21 protein-coding genes are annotated in these 22,581 nt (G+C 41.7%); 11 read left to right on the forward strand and 10 right to left on the reverse strand.

What is annotated here, in order from left to right:
• Positions 1-53: 53 nt before the first annotated feature.
• Entirely contained in the window at positions 54-206 is a 153-nt protein-coding gene (locus NKI27_RS09845) for a hypothetical protein (RefSeq protein ID WP_265045889.1), read from the forward strand.
• Here NKI27_RS09845 and NKI27_RS09850 read toward each other — a convergent pair.
• The gene (locus NKI27_RS09850; RefSeq protein ID WP_265045890.1) at positions 203-3,256 is read right to left on the reverse strand and encodes a Tn3 family transposase; all 3,054 of its coding nucleotides are present in this window, start codon (positions 3,254-3,256) and stop codon (positions 203-205) included. The genes NKI27_RS09845 and NKI27_RS09850 overlap by 4 nt on opposite strands.
• Before the next feature lie 148 nt (positions 3,257-3,404).
• Here NKI27_RS09850 and NKI27_RS09855 point away from each other — a divergent pair, with 148 nt between their 5' ends.
• The gene (locus tag NKI27_RS09855; protein ID WP_265045891.1) at positions 3,405-3,959 is read left to right on the forward strand and encodes a recombinase family protein; all 555 of its coding nucleotides are present in this window, start codon (positions 3,405-3,407) and stop codon (positions 3,957-3,959) included.
• 418 nt (positions 3,960-4,377) lie between these two features.
• Here NKI27_RS09855 and NKI27_RS09860 read toward each other — a convergent pair whose 3' ends face one another.
• The 5 genes from NKI27_RS09860 to NKI27_RS09880 form a co-directional block, all read right to left on the reverse strand.
• Positions 4,378-5,079, reverse strand: a complete 702-nt coding sequence (locus NKI27_RS09860) for a porin family protein (RefSeq protein ID WP_265045892.1) — start codon at positions 5,077-5,079, stop codon at positions 4,378-4,380.
• A 75-nt stretch (positions 5,080-5,154) separates the two neighbouring features.
• Positions 5,155-6,612 (reverse strand): S8 family peptidase, encoded by a 1,458-nt coding sequence (locus NKI27_RS09865; protein WP_265045893.1) that lies wholly within the window; start codon positions 6,610-6,612, stop codon positions 5,155-5,157.
• A 132-nt stretch (positions 6,613-6,744) separates the two neighbouring features.
• A complete protein-coding gene (locus NKI27_RS09870) occupies positions 6,745-7,299 on the reverse strand; it encodes a hypothetical protein (RefSeq protein WP_265045894.1) in 555 nt (184 codons plus the stop codon).
• A 495-nt stretch (positions 7,300-7,794) separates the two neighbouring features.
• Positions 7,795-8,262, reverse strand: a complete 468-nt coding sequence (locus NKI27_RS09875; RefSeq protein ID WP_265045895.1) for a hypothetical protein — start codon at positions 8,260-8,262, stop codon at positions 7,795-7,797.
• A gap of 174 nt (positions 8,263-8,436) precedes the next feature.
• The gene (locus NKI27_RS09880; RefSeq protein ID WP_265045896.1) at positions 8,437-9,606 is read right to left on the reverse strand and encodes a hypothetical protein; all 1,170 of its coding nucleotides are present in this window, start codon (positions 9,604-9,606) and stop codon (positions 8,437-8,439) included.
• Positions 9,607-10,150: 544 nt separating this feature from the next.
• Here NKI27_RS09880 and mobI (NKI27_RS09885) point away from each other — a divergent pair.
• The 4 genes from mobI (NKI27_RS09885) (at position 10,151) to NKI27_RS09900 (ending at position 13,114) form a co-directional block, all read left to right on the forward strand.
• The gene (gene mobI / locus NKI27_RS09885; protein WP_265045897.1) at positions 10,151-10,681 is read left to right on the forward strand and encodes a conjugative transfer protein MobI(A/C); all 531 of its coding nucleotides are present in this window, start codon (positions 10,151-10,153) and stop codon (positions 10,679-10,681) included.
• Positions 10,682-10,689: 8 nt separating this feature from the next.
• Positions 10,690-10,923, forward strand: coding sequence for a hypothetical protein (locus NKI27_RS09890; protein WP_265045898.1), 234 nt, complete (start codon positions 10,690-10,692; stop codon positions 10,921-10,923).
• Between the two features lie 566 nt (positions 10,924-11,489).
• Complete coding sequence (locus NKI27_RS09895; RefSeq protein WP_265045899.1) at positions 11,490-12,245, forward strand: hypothetical protein; 756 nt, start codon at positions 11,490-11,492, stop codon at positions 12,243-12,245.
• 89 nt (positions 12,246-12,334) lie between these two features.
• The gene (locus NKI27_RS09900; RefSeq protein WP_265045900.1) at positions 12,335-13,114 is read left to right on the forward strand and encodes a hypothetical protein; all 780 of its coding nucleotides are present in this window, start codon (positions 12,335-12,337) and stop codon (positions 13,112-13,114) included.
• A gap of 1,169 nt (positions 13,115-14,283) precedes the next feature.
• Here the strand turns inward: NKI27_RS09900 and NKI27_RS09905 are convergent.
• Positions 14,284-14,658 carry a hypothetical protein gene (locus tag NKI27_RS09905; RefSeq protein WP_265045901.1) on the reverse strand — a complete coding sequence of 125 codons (375 nt, stop codon included), beginning with the start codon at positions 14,656-14,658 and terminating at the stop codon, positions 14,284-14,286.
• Positions 14,659-14,953: 295 nt separating this feature from the next.
• On the opposite strand from NKI27_RS09905, the gene istA reads away from it, so the two are divergent.
• Together istA and istB are read left to right on the forward strand one after the other, a co-directional pair.
• Positions 14,954-16,498 carry an IS21 family transposase gene (gene istA, locus NKI27_RS09910; protein WP_265045902.1) on the forward strand — a complete coding sequence of 515 codons (1,545 nt, stop codon included), beginning with the start codon at positions 14,954-14,956 and terminating at the stop codon, positions 16,496-16,498.
• Between the two features lie 31 nt (positions 16,499-16,529).
• Positions 16,530-17,288: an IS21-like element helper ATPase IstB gene (istB, locus tag NKI27_RS09915; protein WP_265045903.1), complete on the forward strand. Its 759-nt coding sequence runs from the start codon at positions 16,530-16,532 to the stop codon at positions 17,286-17,288.
• Positions 17,289-17,924: 636 nt separating this feature from the next.
• Here istB and NKI27_RS09920 read toward each other — a convergent pair.
• The 3 genes from NKI27_RS09920 to NKI27_RS09930 are packed head-to-tail and all read right to left on the reverse strand — an operon-like array spanning position 17,925 to position 19,167.
• Positions 17,925-18,197, reverse strand: coding sequence for a hypothetical protein (locus tag NKI27_RS09920; protein ID WP_265045904.1), 273 nt, complete (start codon positions 18,195-18,197; stop codon positions 17,925-17,927).
• The gene (locus NKI27_RS09925; protein ID WP_265045905.1) at positions 18,197-18,469 is read right to left on the reverse strand and encodes a hypothetical protein; all 273 of its coding nucleotides are present in this window, start codon (positions 18,467-18,469) and stop codon (positions 18,197-18,199) included. The genes NKI27_RS09920 and NKI27_RS09925 overlap by 1 nt, the downstream gene beginning before the upstream one ends.
• Positions 18,466-19,167, reverse strand: coding sequence for an acetate and sugar kinases/Hsc70/actin family protein (locus NKI27_RS09930; protein ID WP_265045906.1), 702 nt, complete (start codon positions 19,165-19,167; stop codon positions 18,466-18,468). Before NKI27_RS09930 ends, NKI27_RS09925 begins: the two co-directional genes overlap by 4 nt.
• A gap of 1,105 nt (positions 19,168-20,272) precedes the next feature.
• Between NKI27_RS09930 and mobI (NKI27_RS09935) the strand changes: the two genes are divergently transcribed.
• The 3 genes from mobI (NKI27_RS09935) (at position 20,273) to NKI27_RS09945 (ending at position 22,553) form a co-directional block, all read left to right on the forward strand.
• The gene (mobI, locus tag NKI27_RS09935; RefSeq protein WP_320109420.1) at positions 20,273-20,794 is read left to right on the forward strand and encodes a conjugative transfer protein MobI(A/C); all 522 of its coding nucleotides are present in this window, start codon (positions 20,273-20,275) and stop codon (positions 20,792-20,794) included.
• A gap of 705 nt (positions 20,795-21,499) precedes the next feature.
• Positions 21,500-21,676 carry a hypothetical protein gene (locus NKI27_RS09940; protein WP_265045907.1) on the forward strand — a complete coding sequence of 59 codons (177 nt, stop codon included), beginning with the start codon at positions 21,500-21,502 and terminating at the stop codon, positions 21,674-21,676.
• 73 nt (positions 21,677-21,749) lie between these two features.
• Complete coding sequence (locus tag NKI27_RS09945) at positions 21,750-22,553, forward strand: hypothetical protein (protein ID WP_265045908.1); 804 nt, start codon at positions 21,750-21,752, stop codon at positions 22,551-22,553.
• The last annotated feature ends 28 nt before the right edge of the window (positions 22,554-22,581 follow it).

A 22,581-nucleotide genomic window follows, 5' to 3' on the forward strand; every position in this document is an offset into this window, starting at 1 on the left:
AACATATATCACTGATACGTATAACAAATAGACCTAATTAAAGGAGTTCAAATATGCGTATTAAATCTAATCAGTTGTATGTATTTCAGGAACCTATAACGGCATACCAAATCCTTGAGACAGCTGCCGAGATACTTTCTGATCAATATGGCAGCGGTAATGGGGGGTATGCAGAAGAACCCCCAAAAATGACGAATCTGACCTAATCCTTCCAAAAAACTTCCTTTAGATGTTTCTCAATCAACGCTGCCATGCCTTCGACGTCAATAGACGCCTTGCTGGCTTTTTTGAAGCTGTAGCGACCGGTAAAGAATAAGTGTCGCCAGGCTATCGGAGAAATCCTGGCGAATTCCTCAATTACGTTTTTTGATACTCCTGCTTCAACCATTTTTTCATACACAGCATTTAGAATGAGCGCATTGTAAGCAACGATGCAATTTGCCACTAACCGCGCTGCATGGGCACTTACCCTGTTGGTGGTAACCTTCCTGCCTTTAAATATACCGTTATACATTTTTCGGATTAGACTTTGCAGTTGATGATAGGCTTCCGTCCTGTTTCGCGCCGTTCTTATCGCCTTTCTCAGGTTTATGTCATCGATCAAGTTCAGTACATGGGTGCTTCGAAATATTTTATTGTATTCATACAGTGCAGACCTCAATCTAGCATAACGGGTATGGGAGTTGAGTTTACGGATAAGATGGCTTTGCGTGTTCTCCTGCAAAATTAACGACAAAAGCACCCGTTGAATACCCCTTGCTTGAGAGCGAATGAGCTGTTCATTTATATAGCCGACAGGTCGAAATGGGCTTTCAGCGTAAAGTTTGCTTGAGTTGATCGCATATAGTTTCTGTGAAGCTTCTCTCACATTCTTGATGCTGGGTAAGTAGTCAACATCGATTGAGTCGAGAACGACGAAGTTTAATTTGTTGAGCGAATGGTTGTCACCCGTCACTGACCCTATATCAATATCCGTCTTATTGCCATACACCATGTCATAGAGACAATGGCCCTCATACTCGTTCAGTCCCAAGTTCCTGGCATTCACAGCAACGAAATTGGCAACCAACGAATAAATTGAAATACCACATCCTTTGCCGAAAAATTTCCGTGAATGACGAGACTGGATAGTCTGGTTGCTAGTGCCAATTTTCTGACCATCCGCATCCGCTAGTACTTTTTCATCAAGAAGATTCCAAATCTCAAATATCGGCATAGCCTTGATGAAATTACTGACGTGGTCATTCGCAGCACAGATCGTTTCGATGCGAACAAAGTCCTCTTGAGTAGACCTTAACGTGTTGTATTCGAGATCACACATTTCTGCAATTTTGCCAATGCCGAATCCAAACGCGTCGGAAAGAATGCAGGCGTTGAGTGCTAGAGGCTGCGGTTTTACTCGTTTGATATATCGATCTTTAAGGTGTGTGAATTCTCTCCACATGCCGGACAACTCGCCGACGAAGACGACTACATCCGCTAATTCTGTTTTAGGGAGCTTGCTGAAGAAAGCGTCCTCGCGCTTATCGCTACTGTCGTATAATAGCCTCCAAGGCGTCTTACTCTTCGGATCATTGCTAAACTTGAACCCCGGATTTCGTTCTTCTTTTATATTTCCTGTGGTCCTATCCCAAGCGAGATCAAGTTCAGTCATAGCATTGTCTAATCGTTCTGAGCAATACACTGGTATTTTAGGGTAGCCAAACTCCTGAGCAATCTCTTCTGCATTGTCGACCAAGTTGTCATTGATTAAGTCGTGATCAATGTCGCAGTAGGAAACACTGGCATTACAGCACAGGTTACCCCTGTTAATCTGATGGTAGATTTTTTGGTAGACGAAGAATTCGAATAAGTGTGGATCGAGATATTCGTCATCTTTATTTCGCTTCAGGTAGGGTAACAATCGTTTGGGTACAGTCAGACCGAGATCATCTGCAATACGCAGTGCAGCAGGAGACTTCCCTTTCCCATAGTGGATTTTGAGCAAACTGATCAGATTTGCTATCTCACTCTCTTCTTTATGGTAAGTGAATGGCACGGCCAGCACGATAGGCCTTAAGTAAAGGGAAATCAGACGGGATGTACTGGCAAAATACTTCCACTTGGCTCCCAACTTATCAAAAGCATTACCGGCAAGAAAATCAGCGAGTACGGAAAACTGATTTTTCGGTAATATCTGATAGGCCGCATCATTGAGTTGTTCGTGACTAAGCGTGTTATCTCTATCGGGAAACCACTTCAAAAAGTTTGCAAGCTTAGGAAAGTCCACAACGATTCGGTTGCTGTGCTTTAACTGTTCCTGTTCTGCAAATGCCTTCCCTGAATCCATGATCGCTCGTGTGTGGTACAGAAAGGTAACAATAAGATTGTCCATAATCTGCTGGTAACGGTGGTAAACATAGCAAAGCGCATGTAACCACTGCTGATGTTTAGTGATTCGACGTAAACGGAAAGCTGCATATTGCTCCACTATATCCGCGAAGTATCGGATGGCATTTTTTGACAATTTCAATGTTGGCAGGAATTGCTCCGCGAATGTATACATGTCCGCGATACTTTCTGCTTTTTCTGTTTCAAAACGCACTGCAGTATATTGAAAATCCTTCTGATCAGCCCGAAGCAGGTTGAGGTGGTTGAGACCTTCTTCCTGTTCTATTAACTCTGTAAGCTGTTTTTTCCAATAGATCGGAATACCCGACAGCAAGCACTTCAGACGGTTGTCCTCTATTGCATAAGCTGCAGTGAATACATCCTGGAAGATTCGATAGGACGGGATAACGATGCATTCCCGTTCCAAGTGCTGTAAAAGCTGACGAAATGCACTGTGACCTTTGGGGAAATATCGCAGTAGATCTGCAGTTTTTTCGACAAGCTCGACTTCATCCTTAGCTAACCAGTCCCGAAATCCAAATAAACTAAGTATTTCCTTTTTCTGGCTACGAATGGAGTCACGAGATATTTTTCCACTAAATTCGATCTGCTCCGTCTTCCCAAAATAGGTTGAAAGTATGTATTCGGTATCAGCAACGACTTCATCAAAAGCAAAATTGAAGAATTGCCGCTTTGCCTTGAAATAACCCAGCTGAAGGATGAGGTACACCTTGGTCCGGTGGTTGTGAAAGTTTTCAAGCGCGCATCTCTCATTCTGGGTGATATCGAAATACCATTCGCGTTCTTCAGCTGTGAAAGTTGGTCGGTCATAAAGATCCGAAATTTCAGCGTCAGTGAGTAGCTGAATGCGTTTGACCCTGTCCACGGGCATGCCCTTCCTTGGTTTTTACTGTCTAATAATTCATAACTTTGTGGACATCATAAAGTGATCACCATAAACTGTCTATTAATTCGTTAAAACATTACTTAATAGACGTATAGTCTATTAATCGATTTAGGATACAGTTTTTGCTATGAGACTCTTTGGGTATGCCCGCGTTTCCACCAGTCAGCAGTCCCTAAATGTTCAGGTGAAGGCACTCAAGGCTAAAGGGGTTCGCCCAAACCGGATTTTCACCGATAAAGTATCCGGCAGCCACGTAAACCGCGAAGGCCTCCAGATGCTCCGGTTCAAAGTCGAGGAGGGTGATGTCATCCTTGTGAAGAAGCTGGACCGGCTTGGTCGCGATACGGCGGACATGATCCAGCTCATCAAGGAATTCGACGATATGGGCGTAGCCATCAGGTTCCTAGACGATGGGATCAGCACCGAGGGGACCATGGGCAAGATGGTGGTTACCATCCTGTCAGCCGTGGCCCAGGCCGAACGCCAGCGGATACTTGAGCGCACCAACGAGGGTCGTTTGGAGGCCAAGGCCAAGGGGATCAAATTTGGCCGCAAGTCCACTGTGGACAAAGCCAAAGTCCGCGCCCTCCACAGTCAAGGGGTTGGGGCTACAGAGATTGCTAAGCAGTTGAAGATAGGCCGCTCAACCGTATACAAAGCTTTGGAAGACAAACAAATGTAGGTCAGAACTTGTTGTTACCCAACGAGACCTTGACATAAGAATATGTTCACAAAAATAAAAGGGGGATCGATCATAACGTTGCAGCAAAGTGCGAAGGCTATGACTTCGCTGCACAGCTATGAATGCTATACAAGTTATTAGTACTAGGCGGGGAACGATATGGAGCTTTTAGCTTCACCATTGGCAGGATACCTAGGTTTAAGTGCACCTCAAGCCTTAAAGGAACTTTTTTTACCGTTGGACTTCAAACCCCGCTTCCAAACGGAGAGAAACTTGATGCAATTGTAGCAGCTTTAGATAATGGGATGTCTAAAGCTACTGTATGTAGGAGTTTTGGTGTAAAAAGGACAAAGCTAATTGATACACTCAACCGTGTTGATTGGTCAACACGTGAGTAACCTATCAAATAAGTCTATATCTAAAAATGTACCTCGATTGACACCATTGTGGATTTTATATCGAGAGGTCCTGGCTTTTCTAGTTGCCATTGCAAGCGGGCTTTCAGCATATCGTTAAACGAATACTTCATCCCCAATCCAGCGATCCAGCCTTCCTCATCCTCCTTATGTGTTTGCGCAAGTTGAAATCTAGGTGTTTCAGTCAAGCTACCAGTAATCCCACCAGATAGCTCCCGCTCCTGCTTTAAATACACATATCCTGCTGAAGCAAAAACTTCAAAGGAATCTGATATTGGATATAAACCTAAGACAGAAGCAAAGTATTTATCCAGCGTTATTTCCTCTAAGTTGTGTCTACGATCGCTATACGGTGGATCAAAAACATCTGGTAAAAGCCGACTATCAGGATCATAACTATCTGAAAGGTCAGAAACGCGCGAATATCCTGCTTCAACCGCTATATTTTTCGTAAACTGATAACCCACATAAAGTGAATATGCTGAAGAGTCGCCGGAGAACTTTCCTCCACCTTCATCAAACTCGCCAGCACCCAGATGACGAGTGCTGAAATCAGAATAGTCAGCACCTTTGTAATCAAAATGACCAAAGCTCAGTCCCGCATAGCTTGTTGCTGCGTGTGCTGGAATTGAGATATTGAAAACTAAGATATAAAGTAAAGAGGAGGTAGCTAGATCTTTTTTTCTGTTTAAAATCCCATTCATCTCTTTTTTTCCATAAAGTATGTGAATATGCGAGTATCTTTAGATTCTCGACTCTATAAGTTGTTTTTGTCAGCGTTATAAACTTGGAATGTGAATTCTTTTAACCGTATGAGGCCAGCGTTCTTCTGGGGAACAGTTCGTATTATCTACGCATGGATTTACTAAAGATACGCTGCCTTCACTATCAATCCAGGCAGTTGCATCGTTGGTGCTAATACCTGGAGCAGCTGCCTTAATGACGGCATAGAGACCAGCAACATGGGGGGCGGACATAGAAGTTCCATCTTTATAACTTACATCCGTTCGTGTTTCTGTATCTGAGGATTCAACTATTGCTGGAGCCAAAAATAAGGGGCCAGAAAAATTGCTTGGTGTGCCAAGATTTGACGCATCGTAGATGATGCTTCCATCTCCCACAACACCACCAGCTCTTATCACATTTGAAATGCAGCCTGGGCGGCCTACACGATCTCTTCTTACTAATCCCTGATTTCCGGCAGAAGCAATAACAGGAACACCTCTACTAATGATATTCTGTATAGCATTAGTCATTGCTGGCTCAGATAGGTCGCAGGATTGGCTATCTCCGAACGTGTTACCGCCTAGGCTCATATTGACTGTGTAATACTGGTAGAAATTTTCAGCGGTGGATGCGTCCTCTACTGCCTCTAAAGCAGCTACAACGTCTGCTGTTAAATTGTTTGCTCTCCATTCAATTCCGTTCCATCTGTGGGATGAAACATTAACAGCAACAATGTTGGCATCCGGAGCTACACCTTGAAAACCAGAAGAAAAATATGTGAGATTTTCTTTGCCTGCCGCAATTCCTGTGACATGTGTTCCATGGCCACAATTACCGCAGTTCGAAAGCGGTTGTGCTGAACCAACTAGCCCTAAAGGTTGACTATCTCCATTAGCATCCTTGTTGGGACAAAAAGATGTGTAACTACCGGAGTCACTGGCGAAACATGCCTCAAAAACAACCTTACTTTGCCCACTTCCATTTTCAAGAAGCCTATGATCGCTACGAACACCGGTATCTATTATGATAATATTTTGGCCTGCGGCTGTATAACCATGACTCCAGGCTTCCGGCATGTTGATAACTGAAGTGCTTTGAGACAGAAGAGGCTCTGCGATAGGCTGATTTACAGAAATATGCAAAATACGCGGATCAGCGTCTTTGTATAATTTTACCAATTCACTGTGCTTAAGCTTTACTGTAACAACGCCAATTTCAGGCATAAAATTTGCATTTAGAGGTCTTGAGGATACGTTCTTCAGTATTTTATCAAATACTCTTTCATGAGCATTACCTTGATTTTTCCATGCTTTCTCGGTCATCTGACCACCAAATGGAGAAAAGCGTTCACCACCTCGTAAAGTTATAATGACTTCGATGGGATTGTCTTTTTCTTGGGCGGCGATATCCAATGCTTCTTGAGACCAGATAGCCCTTCGTGTGTCCTGAAAACCAACAGGTTTAATAGCTCTTACTACAGCATCTTCCTTAAGCCCATAAAACGCTTGCAAACCAACTGTTGCTATAAAGCTACCTTTATTACTTATAAGTTGTCGTTTATTATCTATCCCTCGAATATTATTTGAAAATGTGTTCTGAGATATTTTTGATAACTGCTCTGCTGCTTGTGCACTAAATCCCTCTTACGGGCGATAGATAGTAGTCTTCGTAGAAGTACCAAGCTCGTAGTCAATAGTATCCAGATTTAAAAATACTTCGACGGTTGCGTTTCCTTTTCTCTTGATGATTTCTTCGATTTTATCAAGACTACCATCAAAGCTATAAGCCAGTGTTCGCCCCTTTCGAGTAATATCAGATGTAAACTTGACTGCAAGACTGGTGTTTGTAAGCATGTTGAGGCCCTCCGCAGTAGCATAGAGACCTATTTGTCCTAAACCGTTATTCCAGACACCTGTTTTCCATGCAGAATCACCCAATTCACTTAAAAGTTTTTTTGCTTCATTTACAAGTGCAAATTTCTTAAGTGAATCTTTTTCCCTCATTTCAGTTAGATTGAGAGCGCTTGGTAATGTCACCATCACTGGGACGACACTTTCCTCTTGAGCTTTTTGAAGTAGCTCAGTAAATTCTGACTCATTAAATTCTGCGGCTAAACTAGAGTTTGAAAAAATTAGGAACCACACCAATGCCGTAGATGCTTTTCTAAATGTTGAGAAAAAAGATAATTTATTAAACATGTTAATTGTCATTATATCATGTTTCATCTGAGAATAAACAAACAAATTTAATTACATCAAAACGTCCATTGAGAAATAGCACTGGTACAAAGAAAGAATTGAGATAATTCTCGTAATAATACATATATCAACACCTTATGCAATTTAGAGGGAGTGAATTAAATATATGAGCAGTTAATTGAGCAGGATAAGACATAACGCTCATTTTTACAGGCGAAACGGAAGGATATAAGTTGAATTCACTATTGATATTATTCAAATTTAGGTAATCTGAAAAAACGCAATATTTCAGATAGATAGCGTTTTTTTGAATGCTTACTCAGAAATTGATTTTTCCCCTGAAAGCTCCGAATTGCATGGGGTTAAGAGGTGGTGTGAAACAAATCGGGGCTTTCATAGACCCCCAATATGAACTTAAATGTGGTGAACAAGGGGAATTGACACGCGCCTATACTGAAGCAACGCTTTGGGCTGATCGATTCTTTCAAGCATACTTTAGGGGAGTTCCCTTGGGCTACTCAACCAATTAGCATAGGATTGTTCATCTACAAATAACCTAATAATAGTTTGAGCTACTATCAGATTCGTCATTTTTGGGGGTTCTTCTGCAAAGCCCCTAATATCGTCATCACAATATGTACCATCCGCATCAACGTGATTTCCAAGTCCTGCTGCTGACATTAAAAGCTGCTCACTGATTTCTATTTCTTCGTTATCAACGAATAATGATCCGCGAAAAATAGAGAAGTCGTACGAAGTATCTTCTTGCGCATAAGCCAAAAACATATCATCTGATAGTGCTGTCTTGATTTTCTCACTCAAATCTAAGTTAACTTTTGAGCCATCTACATCAATCCTGTGACCTGCGTTTGCGGCGGTTGCTAGAGCGCCTAACGTCACAGCCAGGACAGCTGGAGAAGGCGTAATCTTTTCAGGAATCTTTTTTTCGATTTGTGTTTTCATATTTGTACCTGTTTTTATTATTTTTATGTGCTTGAGTAACTACTCAATGGGTCTATTTTAACATTTCTATAAAGTACCAATCCAATATAAAAAAGCTAATAAACCAATGTTTTATAAGGTTTTTAGGCAAAAAAAGCCCTTTTATATAAAAGGGCTTATAGAACATTTCTTTTTTTAGTTGAGTCGTTGAATAAACTCGTCGTGTAGCTCTTCTAGTGTAAGTTCCGAGCCATCAAAATCGGTAAACGCTTCACGAAATGCTTGAGGGAAAGAGTTAAAACTAATGTCGTCTAGATAAGATGGATGAAAGTATTGTTCTTCACCTGTTGCGTATGCTCGCATAGTTAACATCAACTCATAAATTGACTTGTTTCCGTTACCAAGATCATCTGCAAGATATTTAACTACTCGTGCGGCTTCGTCATACTCACTGAATAGTATTTCGTTTCGATCTAAGATGAAATTTCTATCAACGTTTCCAGCAATCGGCCCGTTTGTTATGTATTCTGCTATTCCTTCCATGAACCAAATCGGCATTAGTAGGGTTTCTTTTTCGGTTGGAACGAAATACGAAACAACGTGTACTAACTCATGATCAACAATACGTTTATAAAGCTCAAAATCATTTTCTCTATTCCACTCTGCAGCATCTTCCGGTGGCTGCATTCTCAAACCGTATGTTTCCGCTTCTCCAATACTTTCGCTACTGTTGATTAGACAAATAATTAAACGATCTGGAGTTTCTATTATTCCCCTGTCAGTTCTGAATGTTTCTGAATCTAGATTTCTTAACATTGCAGCTCTTTCTAAAGCTGCATTCTGCTCAGCTTTATTCATGTTATACCAATAGTCATGTACTAACTTAACTTGATCGTAGTAGTCTAAGTCGTCAAAGTCGGCAGGTAACGCACCTGGTTCTAAATAATCTATAGACCGTTCTGTTGGGGCGCTATATTGAGACATCCAAGTTGTATTTAAAAAATCAAACGCTTTTGAGTTGTAAATTGGTCGATATGAGAGCATTTCTTCAACTGTAACGTTAAATTTTTCACTAATAAGTTCTAGCCCCTCTTCCGCAAACGTGGCAGCCATTTTCAGGCTTTTTTCTGATACACCAGGTTCAGCAAAAACAGAAAAATTTTCGCTCTGAAAAGCTGTCTCTTGAATTGTGCTATCACAAGCAGAAACAGCATATGTAATTTCGTTGATCTGCTTAGTTTCTCCATAAACTAAGCTTTCCTCCGGAAAGCTTTCTACAGTTGCTATATTATCACCTGTAGAGCTTCCGCCTCCTCCGCAAGCGGATAGAATCGCGAATAGTGAGATTAATGTTGTGTATTTCATGAGCATGATAAAACCCTCTTTTCTATTCCGTTAGCAGCTAACGACATCCATTATTGATATAAACTATTTAAATAGTTTATATAATTTAAATAGTTATAACTAATATAATTATATAAATAGTATAAATTATTTTTTCGGTTTCCGACCAGTTTTGACTTTTTGAAGCCCGCCGATTGTCTTTTTAAGCTGTGTATCACTGAGACTCGCTAGAGCTTGCAAACCAGCTCGATATATTTCTGTCTTAGTAGCTTCAACACCTAAGCCCCTAATGCATTCACTAACCCTCAAGCCACTAAGGACTACCTCGCCGGGAAACTAGGTGGATACGATGGGGAAGCATTTGCAGTGATGATGCTGGATTAACCAACACAAAAAAACTTTAAATATTCACTTTGTAAGTCGGAGTATATTTTACCGTTATGGGAGGTTTATATAAGAAAAACACAGCAACTATGAGCGAAGGAGGCTGGTACTGGTATTACACTGCTTGCATATTTGAGATATAGCGTCAAAGCTGATAGGTAATACATAGAGAGGAATACGGATGAAAACAAACATAGACAACATACTGAATGTGCTTGCTGAAGAGTCTAGGCAGTTAGAGATAGTGGCGGATTCGATAGCGGATGAGTTTTGGGGTGCTAATAAAGAGCATAGGTCAGAAACAAACAAGTGGGACAGGGGATCAATAGGTGTGAGGGTAAGAAGGCTGAATCGTTGGCTTCATGTATGCTGGTTCAAGAATAAGTTCTATAAGCGCGAAGGCGTGATAAAGGTGTTCTCGGAGGACTTACCTCGAAACAAGGAAGTGATGCGGTATCGCATAGGAACATTGCCGTCACCGACCGGCTGGGAAAAGAAAGCGTTCACTGAGGCGGAGCGACAGTTTGAGTCGATCAGAAAGGCTCAAGTTAAGCTAAAGGAGATAGATGCACTGATGATGAGTTATTTAAAGGATGTTAAAGATTTCGCTGGCGAGAAAGAAATGGCGAGAGTGGCAAAATCGATCAAGGAAAAGAATGCTGCGTGGGCAAAAACAGAGATCGTACCGATACGAGATACGGTTAAGGAGTGAGGTGATGTATGAGTGGTGTAACCGGGATTATAGGCAAGGGGCAGACAGAAGGCTCTGAGTCAGCAAGGTTGTACGGTATTGCAGAGCATGAACGATTTCATAGACGCGTCCAGGTGATGCGGTCGAGTGAGAGTGAAAGGGATGTAATGAGGAAGAAACGATTGCAGTCACAGTTGCAGTTGTGTGCGATTACAAGTGTGAGTGTGGTGTCGGTATTGGCATGGACTGTTGTAAAGATGTAGGAGTACCGGTGTCACATGAGAACAAAGGAAGCATTTTATCAGGCATAAAAAAAACCGGTGTGTGGCCGGGTTAAGGTGTGTGTATAATTAGGTAACTCTACTTCAGGCTCTAAATCTTAACTGAGTTTTTCAGCTGTTTGAATACGAAGGCAGCTGACCTAAAGCGCTCCTTTCTGGTTAAACTAAAATCCTTAAAGGCTACTCCAAACCAATCAAGCTAACGACATCTAAAACCATTCGCTTTGTGCTCGCATCAGCTATTGATACGACAGCTCGGAGCCAAGAACGAACATTTTATTGTCGATGGAGTCCATTGTATTTGTTGCTTATGTTGTTACAACGAAAGATCACCTTATTGTCTTTTCTACATCAGGTATTTAAACCCTATATACCATTGACTTATATAGTAATATAAAAATATTCCTGTAAGTTTCCCCCTAACCTAAGAACTCAACCCCTTTACATTAAAGTGCATGCTTTTTAAGTAATTAGTAGGGGGTTAATTAAGAGAAGGGCTTGAATAGTATTCGTAAAAAGCTTAATACCAGACATGAAGGGCAGCCAGTATGAATGAAGGCCAGATAAATAAAGTGTTCCATGTTTTCGGTTCTAAATCTAGGGAAATTGTAAATCGGTTCAAGATGTGCAATAAAAGTAGATTTTATTTTGATTACAAATTAGCAGGGGAGCGTTATTGTGATTTTATAATCATTGACACAAGTGAAATAAAAGGTGGGAATTTAAATCAATGGATTGAAGGTATGACATTGATAACACCTCCTATTATTTTTATAGTGGGTGACAAACAATATTTCCCCGTCGACTCTTTGCTTACTTTTACTTTGAAATTAGAAGCTAAATTCGGAACACACTGTGTATCCAGCTTAAAAAACCACAGGGAGCTTGTCAGTGTTCTTGAAGGTGTATATGAGCTACTTAATGGTTTTTCTACTGTATGTTTAGACTTCGCAGATTTCGCTTGTTTTTTATCGAAAGGACAATATTACTGGAGCGAAACAGTTTATTCTCAATCTATCGATGAATTAAAATTAAAAGTTGTGGAAAAGCAAAATAATGTTAAAGCGATAGCAAAAAATAATGATCAGCAGGTTTCAGGATTGTTTTTGTGTATAAAAGGTATTATCTCACCTAACATATTAGAAAACTTAGTGCTTATTATTAATGCCTTGGAGGAGCTAGAACCATTGTTTAATTGTGTTCCACCTAGATTATTTGGTCATAGTAATATGAATGCAAGAGTCGATGTACACGAAGACTCTGACTTAGGGGTTCACATGCTTTGGGCTTTATCTGATCGTTAAGTTATACCTTGATCTTAAAAGCGACAAAGTTGACTTGTGACTATGAAAGCTCAAGTGTCTTTAAAATACAAATAGTAGGGATAATTAAAATGCACGCGTCCAAATTACACTACCCCGAAAATGAACTGGTTATTCAGAATGAGCTTAATTCAGTGTTTCGTGAATGGAGTTCATTTGCAATAGGTAAACCCTTCCCTAATAAGCGAACATCAGATGATATGGTCTTAGATGGCTTCTATCCGTATTACTCCAAGCAAAAATGCAAAGTTTTGTTTGTAGGTCGCGAATCGCTTGGATTAACTGGTGATAATTACATAGATTTATTGCATCATATTTATACAACAAAAAAGACTATTGGTGATAAAACACTTAACCAGCATAGATTTCATGCGTTAATGTTTTATATCACTTATGGATTGAATAATGATTGTTGTCACTGGAATGATATACCAATGGCAACAGAAATCGCTGATACGTTTGCTTCTGAGCGGGGTATCAGTTTTGCTTTCATGAACTTATCAAAGCTTAGTAATGATACGGATGACTGGAATGCTGATTGGGCGCTGATTGATGGGTTTGTTGATGTGTTTAATGATTCCCCTGTAAATTATTTTGCTAATCAGATTGATACAGTTTGCCCTGATATCATTCTAACAATGAACTTAGAGTCTAGGTTAAAGGTGCTGGGTGAGGTCAGCGTGATTGAGTACGGAGAATGCGCTAGTTACTATACTTTGCGAACGACCAATAAAAAATACCTACTTATTGACCTGTACCATTTTTCAGCTATTAAGTCTCAGCAGAGCTGTTACTATGAACCTGTAGTGAAAGGTTTTAAGAAGTTCCATGAGCACAATTCTGATGATTAAATGTGTGATTCATAGAGATAGTTTCACTATAATGCTTTCTCATGAGCAGAGAGAAATAAAACATTGAAAGTTCTAAGTCTGTGATAGGAAAACTTTACCCTGAATGTGGATAGCTTAAAATAACGTTAGGCGTCTATCTATACGTTCTTTAAAGGCATAGATGCCAGCGCCAGCCTTGGGCGTAAACAGTGCTCCAATAGAGCAGAAGCGATCTTCGAAAAGACAATTTCTTATCCTTAGGTCTAGAAGGCAAAGGGTAAATACTCTCAACATGTAGCCTCAGTTTTTTTACTATCCTAAACATCACAAAAACAATCTGGTAGTAAATTACTCCGCCGTCTGGGTGTTTAACTCGAAGACACAGTACCGGCTATAGTCCCCGTGAACAATATACTTCTCATGTATAGAACTGATTAGTTCTGGTAGTGCTTTTGTTAATTCATAGCGTTCCATGTAGAAGTGCCGGAGATCTTTGGGGTAGAGATATTCGTCGTTGTCATTAACGTCTACGACAGTTTTGCAGAAGCAGTGATGACTGTAGGTGACAAAGAAAGAGTACTGACGACCATCAATGTCATAGATTATCTTTTCTGAATCGAGGTGATCCAAGAAACTTATAGCAGATAGTTGGGTGAAAAAAGAGCTAATATTACAGCCACGGAAGGCGTTTATACGCTTTGCGTCAGAACATTAAGAGTTATTCTCATGAGAATAAATTGCACTGTCGGCTCAAACCTTATTAACCTGGTCAAACGTTAGATATGTTCTCAGCGATAAAAAATACGTAAGGGGGGGGTTGATTTTTGCGGTTTTGTGTTGTTAAAAGTTATTCTCATGAGAATAACTTTATTGCTTCTTTTTACGCTGAGGCCACAGATTAAAGGCAGTCATCCAGCACCCTATTGTCCATAGAATGAGAACCGACTGGAGAGTAGAACCGTCACTTACGAGATTTTGTCGTAGATAGTAACTGAAGATGAAAATAGGGAGGCATCCAAGAATGAATGCCAACACTCTAGCAGCTGGAGTATTTAAACGCATTAGGTTACCTTAGCTTTTCTGACCTTATTGGAACAAAATGGGCGGCTGCGGTGAAGCGATTGGCTCATCAAACCTCGCTCAGTGAGCGAGGATCAATCGCAGCCCCTTTGAATAGAGTTGTTATTTTTCTATGCATAGTAATCAATATTCGAAGCATCACCAATACCAAGCGGATCGGTAATTGTTTCATCATCCCATCGAGGCCCATTGCCTTGATACATAGGATTCATACCGTCTTCAAATCCAGCCATAAGACACCACGCAGCAAAACCTACCGCCAGAATAGACATCGCCCAAACTGTAACAAGCGCCGACAAACAAAAGCAAAAAAGTGAACTTGGCTTACCGCTCCATAACCCTTTATACCCTGACATGAATGCAAGCATCAAAACAGGAACAAGGAGTATTAATGGATTGATAAAAAGCCCTGCAACCACTACAGCCAGAAACAAGAAGGTTAACGCTTTTTCGTTTGCTGCAATCGGAAGTAAAATCTTACCCATAACAACCACAGAAAAGAACGTAATCTAAGCCCAGGAAGCGTAACTCAGGGCGCAGGCAATTAGCGTTGCATATTCCGAATGATCATGATCACCCTCTACGATCCAAGTTGATCACCTTCTGCGATTGAACGTGATCGCTTCCTGCGATCGATGATGATCACTTTTCGATAGTTATCGCAGAGAGTGATCAAGTTGTCGCAGACACCGATCACCTTCGACCGCAGACTCTTCCTACGCATTGATTTTAATCGTTTTTAGTATTGTATTCTTAGTGCTTTTTGAGCCTGAGGGTACGATGCCAAGCAAGAGATTACCAATGCGACAAATCAAAGATATTCTCCGCCTCAAATTTGAAGCTAAATTGAGTCATAGAAAAATTGCCCGCTGCCTTAATATTGGCGTCGGCACGGTCTCTCTATATGCTCGTCGAGCCAACGAAGTCGGTCTTACCTGGCCGCTACCGTCTGAGCTGAGTGAAAGTGAGTTGGAACAGCGCTTATTCCCAGAGCCTAAGATCAAAGATAGGCATGGCCGTGTTGAACCTGACTGTGCACAGATTCATCAAGAGCTTAAGCGTAAAGGCGTTACTAAGCAGTTGTTGTGGGAAGAGTATAAGCAAGCCTATGGCGATGCAGGCTACCAGTTTTCCCAATACTGTAATTACTATCGTCAATGGATCAAGAAACAACAACGCTCGATGCGTCATATCCATCAGGCAGGTGAAAAGCTGTTTGTTGATTACAGCGGGGCGACGGTTCCGATCGTCAATCCAAACTCTGGTGAAATACACCCAGCCCAGATCTTCGTTGCGACACTGGGTGCGAGCAACTATACCTTTGCCCTAGCTTCATGGTCGCAGCAAAAGGCTGACTGGATTGATGCGCACGTAAAAGCATTCGAGTTCTTTGGTGGTGTACCGGAGGTCGTGGTACCCGACCAGCTAAGAAGCGCTGTCAGTAAACCGTGCCGTTATGAGCCTGAAATAAACAGGAGCTATCAGCACCTGGCAACACACTACAAAACGGTAATTATCCCAGCCAGACCGCTAAAACCCAAAGATAAAGCCAAAGCAGAAAATGCAGTATTGATCGTACAGCGATGGATACTGGCACGACTGCGACACCAAACCTTCTTTACCCTCGCAGAGCTTAATCTCGCAATCAAAGCCCTGCTAGCTGACCTTAATCAGCGACCGTTTAAAAAACTGCCTGGTAGTCGGTTAAGTCAGTTCGAATTACTTGATAAACCAGCACTCAGACCGCTGCCCAGTACACGTTATGAATATACCGAATTTAAGCTCGCCAGAATTAACATCGATTATCATTTTGAATTTGATAAACACTTTTACTCAGTCCCGCACCACTTAGTTAAACATGAGGTTGAAATACATGCGACACGCGAAGGTATTGCCGTGTTCTTCAAAGGGCAGCAGATCGCAAGGCATGGCCGAAGCCAGCGACCAGGAAGCTTTACGACAGAGGCAAATCATATGCCTCAAGCCCACCAACGACATAAGACATGGACTCCTGAGAGGTTAATGAACTGGGGGCGTCGTATCGGGGAATCAACACAACAGCTCGTTAAAGATATTATTGAGCAGAAACGCCATCCTGAGCAGGCGTATCGCGCATGTCTAGGCTTACTCAACTTGTCAAAACAGTACACGCCCGCACGGCTAGAGGCAGCGTGTCAGCGAGCAATACATATTAAATCCCCTCGATTAAAAAGCGTTAAGTCGATCCTCGAAAGCAATATGGATCAGTTACCGTTACCTCTCAGTCCGAATCAACCCAGCACACCCAACCACCCGAATGTACGTGGATCAGATTACTACCACTAACCGATCAGACACTCAGGAAAAGGAATCACTTATGCTACAAATACAAAGCCTACAACAACTTCGTCAGCTGAAACTACTGGGGCTAGCAGATGCCTTAGAACAGCAGTTTAATCAACCCAATACCTATGATGGTCTCAGCTTCTCTGAGCGCATAGGGCTACTAATCCAATACGAGATGACGTATCGCAACGATAAGCGATTACAAAGGCTGTTAAAAGCAGCGCATCTAAAAGTTCCAGCCCGCTTAGAAGATGTTGATTACAGTCACCCCAGAGGCTTGGGCCAAAGCACCGTTGCAGGACTACAGAGCAATGAGTGGATCAAACGGCACCAGAACCTAGTGATTACAGGGCCAACAGGCTGCGGTAAAACCTATCTGGCTTGCGCCTTAGGTCATCACGCCTGTCATCAAGGTTATCGAGTGCGTTACTTCAGGGCGAGTCGGTTGTTCGAACAGTTAACGATCTCACACGGAGACGGCAGTTATCTAAAGCTACTGGCCCAGATAGCGAAGATGGATTTACTCATTATTGACGACTGGGGGCTAGAGCCGCTAACTCAAAGTCAACGGAATGATCTGTTAGAGATTATGGAGGATAGGCACAATAGCAAATCGACCCTATTTACGAGTCAGCTACCGCTGACACAGTGGCATGATTTTATAGCTGACCCAACATTGGCTGACGCCATTTTGGATCGGCTATTACACAATGCTCACAAGCTAAATCTGAAAGGAGAATCGATGAGAAAACTAATGACAACATTGACGGAAGATGATCACTTAAAGTAAAAAGTAAGTTCGTAATGCTTAGGAAGAAAAAGTGATCATCATCGATCGCAGAGAGTGATCATCTTCAGCGGAATACGCAAGCGTAGCGCCAACAAAAATAAAGCCCTTCATCACCATATAAAAAGTTCTTTATGTTCTCCTTTCTGTACGTCTACGTTCAGGGCTATTAATGCAAAAAAACCTACGGTGTACAGCACGAAGAGCAAGACCGCCACCCCCCTAACAGGCCGAACATTTTAAGCTGGCCTCTAAATAAGTTTATATTCATAGATTTTGTAGAAATAAATTTTTTCATATTTTGCTCCACCTAAATTCGTTATATAGGTTAAGTATCTCACGTTTTGAAATTACGCAAGCACTGACAAAATTTATTCTCATGTGAATAAATTGGATCAAGCTAGATACGGAAAAATCAATCATAAAGCTTATTCCGATGAGAATAGGTTTATTAATAAGAGTCATCTCATAAATACGAAATAGCGCAACCTGCTACAAAGCGAATATCGTTATAGTATTAGATAGCTAAAATTTAAACAGGTAATTGCCATTAAAAATGTAACTGTATGTTAGCGAGCCGCTTAAGCAAAAAAACTCCTGATATTAAGCCGTACAGGACACCCTGCACGGCAACTACAATCAACCTAACATGTCATCCACAAGCGATGGCAGATCGCCTTGTCCTAATTCATCAAACGCTTTGCGAGTATCTGCTTCTGGCTCGCCACTCTGTTTGCTCTGACACCGAACTTGATGGGCGGCAGAAGGGGGAGAGTTACCCCCACTAATTAGCGTTAGCGCGTACTCCGCTAAAAAACGAAGTCTGTCACTTCTGGCTGCCGAGGACGACAAACTGTTCAAGTCATCGTGCAGAAGCGGGGTGCCTTCACTAATAGATATTCGTATGCGCATCACAGTTTCCTCTTAATCGTGCCAGTGTGGTTAAGCAACCCTTGTACGGATGCTTTTAATTTGACAGCATCATTACAGCCATAAGGTGATTTTTTTTTAGATGCATCGGCGTCAATAATTGGCAGGTGGTCGATGTTGGCAGTGCTAAGCATTGTGAGCGCCAGCTCCGCAAGAAATCGGCAACGCTCACCTTTATAGCCTCCACCCTCGATGTTATCTAACTCTTCTTTAAGAAGAGGTGTTGCATCCCCTACCGATACTCTTAACCTCATAATACCTCCCCCCCATGCGGGAAAGTTGTGGTGTTTTGCCTAGACAATATACGTCTACCAGCCAAAAAGAACTCCAAGTCATTGCAAACCACAGGAGTTTTTGAAATTAAGATTCTCGCAGTCTGAAACGACTCTCTGGCAACCTCCTCAAACGCCTTAGCTCCGCCCCCGATTAGCATCAAAACACCACAGTACGCCCCTGATTCAGACCTAGTGGCGGTTCTTAAGCTGGTAATAGTAGATGATGTTACAGCTTCATAACCGGCAACCAGATGGTCTTCTAATAATACTTTCTGGCCAGCAGCATAAATATGTTCGCCGCCCTCTCGAACAGCAAACTCAATATCATCGATAGGAAGGGTTGTGCGACACTCTTTCCCAATACTCTTACTGACGGCATCTAAATATCGAGACATAGCATCAAGCGATGTACCAGAAGAGCTGTCTTCTTGTCTGCCTTTTTTCAACGTAATCCAGCCAGTAGAGAAAAAGCCTGGGTCAAGAATAATTGCCCGGCCATGTGTCACTTGATCCAGTAAGTCGTCGTCATTATTACCCATCAGACTTCTTGAAAGCTTTCTTAGCGGTGCTGTTTCAGCGGGTTTTATTACTGTGACCGCCTCATTAATAGGGCGGAATGGACCACCGTAGACCGCTTTAAAATTGCTGTAACCAATATCCAACCCAAGTACGAACATTTAAACCACCTTTTAGCTAATAATTATCAGAAAAATCATTCTGTATGGGTTAATACTGATCCTTTATGAAGTGCAAAAAGGGTCGAGTTGTTGTGTTTTTTTGGGCAGAGGGCAGAGGGCAGAAAAGGCCGGAAAAGGGCTACGCAAAAACCTGATTTTGAGTTGAAGAGAGGTAAGGGGAGGTGGACGGCCACATAAGGCCGAAAAAGGGCTTCCGAGGTTGCAAGCTCTGAATATAGTGTTTTTTTCTCCTCGCACAGAGACCGTCAACAGGTAAATAGTTGCCATCAATACAGCGAAAGTCCGTAACGGGTATCGTATGCCTGTTTGCCGTAATAAATATGGTAAGTGAGTGTGGTAGGTAGCCATAAAGGTAATATCACGAGAAAGTGTTCTGAACGCAAATGCAAGTATCACCACTAAAAACCTTCGAATTCCGTAACGGGTATCGTATGCCTGTTTGCCTTGATAAATATGGTAAGTGAGTTTGGTTGACAGCCATAAAGGAAATTTCCTCAAACACCGCCTAAAACGTAAATGCAAGCATCCACACAAAAAACCTTCGAATTCCGTAACGGGTATCGTATACCTGTTTACCTAAATAAATATGGTAAGTGAGTTTGGCAGGTAGCCATAAAGGTAGTTTCACGAGAAAGCATTCTGAACGCAAACGCAAGAACCTACACAAAAAACTTTCGAATTCCGTAACGGGTATCGTATGTCTGTTTGCCTTAATAAATATGGTCAATGAACGTGGCAGATAGCCATAAAGGTAATAAATGGTAAAAATAAAAAGTTGAGAGGATATTAGTATAAAAAAAGCAGATGATTACACAAAAAACCTTCGAATTCCGTAACGGGTATAGGTAGGTAAAAAACCTTAAACTATTCATTTGGTAAGCTGGATTTTTTTTTCGTTATGGCAGGTCTATTTCCAATAAAAAGCAGTAACTCCACCCTGATAGCAGTGGGGCTTGTGTCACTATTCACTGTATTGGTAATGCAAACCGAATGAGATTAATGAAACGGCAGGGTGAAACAATGCTTACAAAAATAGAGGATGTAGTAGATTGTTCTTGCAGCAGAATCAGAACGACTTGAGATTGTGGCTGATATAATTGCTGACGAATTTTGGGAGAAGAATGAGGCGCATAGGAATGATAAACACAAATGGGAAAAAGGGACGATAGGGGTTCGAATAAGACGGTTAAATAAATGGCTTCATATATGCTGGTTCAAGAATAAGTTTTACAAGCACAAAGGAAGTCAAAAAATGCAGTTGCAGGACTTGCCTAGAAACAAAAACGTAATGCGATACAGGCCAAGTTTATTGCCATCACCGACGAGCTGGGAGAAGCAGGCATTCATAGAAGCAGAGGAGCAGTTTGAGTCGATAAGGAAAGCTCAGAGTTATCTGAAGGAGATAGATTCGATCAAGCTCAAGTACCTGAAAGAGATCAAGCACCTCACAGGCGAGCGTGAGATGGCTAGATGTAAAGAAGCGATCAAAAAGAAGAACGAAGCATGGTCAAGTATCGAGATAGATTCAATGCGAAATTATGTTGATAATGCTGACGATGATTTGATTGCAGCGAAGATCGCAGCTGAAGAAGGCTGCGTAGCTTAAATCTTTTTGTGGTTTCGGGGTGACTGTACCTGAGGTTCACAGAGAAGCGTTACTTAGTTTGTATTGTTAGCACCAATCTCCAAGCTGGCTGTTATCCTGGGTAAACTCTCACGACGGTTTCAACACAACAGCACCCTCTCAAGCTCCGAAGTATTGCCATTATATTTCGCTAATTCGCTAATTCGCTAAATAGCGATCACCTGTAGTATCGATAAGGGTGTGGAAAGCGTGAGTGACTTGGTGAGGTAACCGTGAGGGACTGGGTGGAGAAAGCGTGAGTGACTGGGTGAGGTAACCGTGAGGGACTGGGTGGAGAAAGCAGGGGGGGCTTGGTGGATAAAGTGTGAGTGACCGACACGTAACTTATTGATTATTAGTCTATGTTTGAAATTTATTTGAGTGGTTTTTTAGATTATTTGCAGTTGTTTTAGGTTGGATATCATTTTTTAACTAATTTTGACGTTTAAAAATTAGGTAACGTAATACAATGAGAAGTATCGCGATAACAAAAGGATTACCAATAGCTCTATCGGTTCTTTTTTCAGTGGCATCTCAAGCAGTTCCTCAGCTATGCCGATCATGTGGAGCACCTGAAGTCTCTGAATGTAGCGGCATCCCAATGGATAGAATTCAGAAATAGACTGGCAAAAAATCGACCTTGAGGAATGGATTGGCATACTAGCACAAAACGATGTGTTGCCCTCTATGGATGATATAAATATGGACTTTTTGACGGGAGAGGGTAGCTCGCTCAATGCTACAGGTGATCGACTCGATGCCATTGAGAGAACAGAGCTAAGAATGGAAGGCAACCGAATTGACGATATCAGGCATCAATTCAGCAACGAATATAATGGGTATAAAGGTCAGCCAATCCCATAAAGCAAGAGTTGCGTTTTTAAAAACTATGGCACTATAGAAATATACAGAACGTAATTAATTCAGAGGAACCACCATGAAATCTACAATTTTAAAAGCACTACTTATAGTTACTGCGGGAGCGCAAATGACAGGTTGTGCCACTTCTATTGCAAAGCAAGAATATCAGTCTGTGGGCGGCTTTGGTGTGTACGACACATCTCGCAAAATGGAAATCAAGAAACGACCAGTAAGGGATGGAAACCTCTTTTCAGGCTTGGCTCTTATGGCTATTTCAGGCGGAACGGCTGGCCTTGATTCAGCACTAACAAATGCAGGGCTTTATTATTATGGAGATAAGACGCTTGATGAAAGGCATTCTGCATGGAATTATGTCCCTGGCGAAGTCGATGAAAGTTTAGATCGGGCAGACTATAACACCTATAAACACTTCACGGAGGTCACTCGAACTCTTTGGAATCAGGCTGTCAAAGATACGGCTAAAGAATACGACCTTGAGATAGTGGAGACCTCAACGATACCTTTAGAAAGAGGCAACATGGACATTCATGTTCTGCACAACCCTGATATGGGGTGTGACTCTAATTCTAAGCGGAACCATTGCACGGTGGTTGTGCAGCCAGGCGTACACTCCACATCAAGTAGAAAGGGCTTTGTTAGCCCTACTATTGAAGGCGAGAATTACCCTCAACTGAAGATCAACTCCCGCTTTGATGGAAAACTCAACCAGCTTGAGCTGTATAAAGCTCTTTCAACCAAGCTACCCAATACATACATATTTTTATCAGCCGATGAACGTGTTTGGCTAGGAAATCAAATGGCACTAACTAGGCCTGTTATAGTTCATCAAGGTGAAATAATGGAATTCAAAAAGCCCTAAACCTACACAGACTCACAAAAAAACCGCT

This window comes from Alkalimarinus alittae (genome assembly GCF_026016465.1).
In the GTDB taxonomy this organism is placed as follows: domain Bacteria; phylum Pseudomonadota; class Gammaproteobacteria; order Pseudomonadales; family Oleiphilaceae; genus Alkalimarinus; species Alkalimarinus alittae.